This window comes from Aldersonia kunmingensis, from assembly GCF_001646865.1.
Classification (GTDB): Bacteria; Actinomycetota; Actinomycetes; order Mycobacteriales; family Mycobacteriaceae; genus Aldersonia; species Aldersonia kunmingensis.
The window spans coordinates 1-3594 of the sequence record NZ_LRRB01000065.1; the positions used below are offsets into that span (position 1 = coordinate 1).

Annotated in this window: 3 protein-coding genes and 1 pseudogene; 1 reads left to right on the forward strand and 3 read right to left on the reverse strand. The window is 66.3% G+C overall.

The features are described 5' to 3' along the window. On the forward strand, positions 1 to 653 hold a 653-nt coding region (locus A8G08_RS04590), incomplete at its 5' end, for a TetR/AcrR family transcriptional regulator (RefSeq protein WP_245672626.1). 109 nt (positions 654 to 762) lie between these two features. On the opposite strand, the gene puuE is transcribed toward A8G08_RS04590, so the two are convergent. The 3 genes and pseudogenes from puuE to A8G08_RS04605 form a co-directional block, all read right to left on the reverse strand. After that, a complete protein-coding gene (gene puuE / locus A8G08_RS04595) occupies positions 763 to 1680 on the reverse strand; it encodes an allantoinase PuuE (protein ID WP_068270731.1) in 918 nt (305 codons plus the stop codon). Further along, a complete protein-coding gene (gene alc, locus A8G08_RS04600; RefSeq protein WP_068270725.1) occupies positions 1677 to 2687 on the reverse strand; it encodes an allantoicase in 1011 nt (336 codons plus the stop codon). Before alc ends, puuE begins: the two co-directional genes overlap by 4 nt. Positions 2688 to 2693: 6 nt before the next feature. Then, positions 2694 to 3594 (reverse strand): annotated as a pseudogene (locus A8G08_RS04605) (DUF6986 family protein); the annotation flags it as partial.

Below are 3594 nucleotides of genomic sequence, written 5' to 3' on the forward strand. Positions count from 1 at the left end.
GGAAGGATCAACTCCACATCGTGTCCACGCGACTCAGCCTCGAACAGCGACGAGCCCAGCTGATCGGCGCCGCCATCGGCCTGGCCGAGAGCAAGGGCGTCGCGTCTGTAACAACGCGCGACGTGGCTCGCGCGGCTGGAGTTTCGCTCGGAGTGGTGCACTACTGCTTCGAAAATAAAGACGCGATGATGACCGAGCTGGTCAAAGCGCTGTCGATGGAATTGCGCGACTCGGCGGATCAGGCCACCGAACTGCGGCCCGGGGTGACCGGTGTCGGCGCTCTCGAGGATCTGCTGCGAATCGCCCTTGCCGCACTGTGGCACGACGTCGAGTCCTCTAGGGACCGGCAGCTGCTCACCTACGAAACCACTACGTACGCACTGCGCGAGGGTGGCGAGACCCCGGGCAAGCTGCGAATCGCGCGCGAGCAGTACGAGTTCAACGACGCGACGCTGGCCGACATGCTGGAGAAACTGCGCCACGCGACGGCCACCGAATGGACCGTGCCGCTGCATACTCTGAGCCGGCTGGCGCTGTCGTTGATCGACGGACTTGTGCTGCGCTGGCTTGTCGACGAGGACAACGCAGCCGCTCATCAGCAGCTCGATCAGGTCTCTGCGCTCGTCGCGAGCCTCGCGGTACCTGCGGAATAGGCTGCGCTACAGGCAACCCCAAACGGGTGCAAAACTTCCTCCCGGGGCCAAAACTTCGCACCCCCGAACACAATCTGCACCCGTTTGGCCGGCCAAGCGATCGCTGCGATCAGTCCGGCGGATGGACCGTGCGCCAGTGCCGCGCGATATCGACCCTCCGCGCAATCCACACTCCGGGATGCGATTGCACATGATCGAGGAATCGCTCCAACGCCGCGATGCGCGCCGGGCGGCCCACAATCCGGCAATGCAATCCGACCGAGAGCATTTTCGGCGCACCGGTGACGCCCTCGGCATAAAGCACATCGAACGCATCGTGCAGATGGTCGAAAAACTGCCTCCCGGTGGCGAACCCGGCAGGCGACGCAAACCGCATGTCATTGGTATCGAGCGCATACGGCACCACGAGGTGATCCACCACCTGATGGCCCCGTGTCGCCTGAACCCAGTACGGCAGGTCGTCGGCGTAGGAGTCCGAGTCGTAGAGGAACCCGCCGTGTTCCACCACCAGCTGTCGTGTCTGCGGTGAATCCCGGCCGGTGTACCAGCCGAGCGGTGCGGCGCCGGTGAGATTGCGCAGAATCTCGACGGCCTCCGCCATGTCCGCCCGTTCGACCTCCCGATCGACGAGCTGATAAGACTGCCACCACAATCCGTGGCAGGCGATTTCGTGCCCGAGTTCGTTGAATGCCGCGACGGCCTCCGGGTTGCGCTGCATCGCCCGCGCCACCGCGAAGATCGTCAGCGGCAGCCCGCGCCGCTCGAAAACCCTCAGCACGCGCCATAATCCGGCCCGGGCGCCGTATTCGTAGAGCGACTCCATGCTCATGTGCCGGTTCGGGAATCGCTGCGCCGGTGTCATTTCGGAGAGGAAGGTCTCCGATCCTCCGTCCCCGTCGAGCACGCTGTTCTCCGCGCCCTCTTCGTAGTTCAGCACGAACTGCACAGCGATCCGCGCATCGCCAGGCCACTGCGGGTCCGGCGGGTTCGGGCCGTAACCGACCATGTCGCGCGGATAGTCGCTCATGTCCGCCTCCACGCCGCCTCGATGCCTGCGAGTGCCCGGGCGGTCAGCGTCCCGTGCACTCGCAGGCGGGCAAGCCCGCCGTCTGGATAGATGTCGAGCCGCACCTCGGTCACGGGCGCCGTCGCCGCGATCGGAAATTGGTGCCGGGTGTCGGGTTGCAGCGGTGTACGGGGAAGCAATTCGACAGACTCGCCGGTCCCGGTCGTCCCGGTCAGGGCCGCTGCACCCGGACTGTTGCCGAGGAAGCACGAGGTGTCGACGACCGCGACCGCGACCGCGCCCTCACCGGCCAGTCGCACTTGGACCCAGTCATTCGCGTCGTCGCGCCGGCGCGCCGTTTCCCAACCCTCACCCATCACCCGCGCAACGCCGGGGAACAACAGGTTCTGGGGCGAGGAGTAGAAGCGGTTCGAACAGTCGATCGCCATGCCGCCATTCTCCAGCGCCGCAAGGTCGACCGGTCCGGTGCCGAGGAGAGCCGGGTCCGGTCTGGCTTCGCCGTGGACCCGCAATCGCGCGACACCGCCGTCGGGATAGATCGTCAGACGCACGTGGGTGAACCGGCGCTCCGAGTGCACCTCGAATGGGTTGCGGGCGTCGCCGTTCACCTTGGTGCGGGATAGCAGCGTCAGCCAGTCCGTCCGCTCGGCGATCTCGGCGGCGGGCGGATATCCCTGCACCGCAAGCGCCTCGACCGACACCTCCGGCGGGAAGTTTCCGGTGAACCAGGCGGTGTCGATGACGACTCCGCGAATGACCCCCGGGACGCCCAACCGCACGATCGCCTCGTCGCGTCCGGGTTCGCGGCGACGCCTGGTCTCCCATCCGTCGTATACCTGCCCCTTGTTACCGAACGTGGCCGGCCGATACACCGCCAAACCGGGCCGGATCAGGTTCTCTTTCTCCGCGAAGGTCTCGTCGTTGGCCCAGATCACCGCGCCGCCGAGGGTGCGCAGCGCCAGATCGGGCAGCAATGTGAAATCGGGCTGGGCCTCGTGGGTAGTCATGGCGTTTCAGTCCCCCCGCGTGAAGGTTCGCTCGCGCAACTGCCGCAATAATTCCGTGGTGCAGTCCGGCGCGAGTGCCAGCACATCGTTCGTTGTGACGGCACCGCATTCGAGCCCGCGCAACACGACTGCCGAAAGCGCTTGCGCCGTGGCGGGTTCGTCCACAATCGCGCCGCCGCGACGATCGAGATAGTTCTGCAATCGGGGCGCAGCGATGGCGAGCGCGCTGCGGAAGAATGCGTAGGTGGCGAGCCAGCGCGTGACCAGATGCCCGGGATGCATGTCCCAGCCCTGGTAGAAGCCGCGTTCCAGCGAACGGATCACCAGCCGGAAGTGCCGTTGCAACGCGTCGGTCACCTGCTGTTCGGGGCCGACCGGCAGCACCTGTGTCGAGCCGTCGCACACCCACACGCCGGTCTGTGCCGCCGCGACCTGCAGGACCGCTTTGGCGTGGTCGGCTACCGGGTGGTCGAGCGCCTGATACTGCGCCGCAATCCCCAGGGCGGCGCTGTAGTCATAAGTGCCGTAATGCAATCCACTGCAGCGCCCCTCGGCATACTGGATTGCGCGCGACACCGTCGCCACACCGTCCGCGCCGAGTACGGCCTGCGGGCTCTCGATCTGAAGCTCGAAGCGCATGGCTCCCGACGGCAGGCCGTGGGCCGTTTCGAGCGATTCACAGATCAGTACCGCCGCTCGGACCTGTTCGGCGGCACGGATTTTCGGGATGGTGAAAACGAAACCCTCCGGCACCCCGCCGGCGCCGTGCAGCACCAACTCCAACGTCCGTAGCGCACGGTCGCGCTCGTTCGCGCCGAACTCCCTTGATTCGCACGCCGCACCATTGCGGTTCACCGCCGGCGGTCGCGAAAGCAGCGAGAGTCGCACCCGCCACGGTGCGCATCGT

Bases quoted from the DNA above. Each gene is read 5' to 3' on its own strand.
- alc (WP_068270725.1), bottom strand. From the start codon at position 2,687: ATGACTACCCACGAGGCCCAGCCCGATTTCACATTGCTGCCCGATCTG.
- puuE (WP_068270731.1), bottom strand. From the start codon at position 1,680: ATGAGCGACTATCCGCGCGACATGGTCGGTTACGGCCCGAACCCGCCG.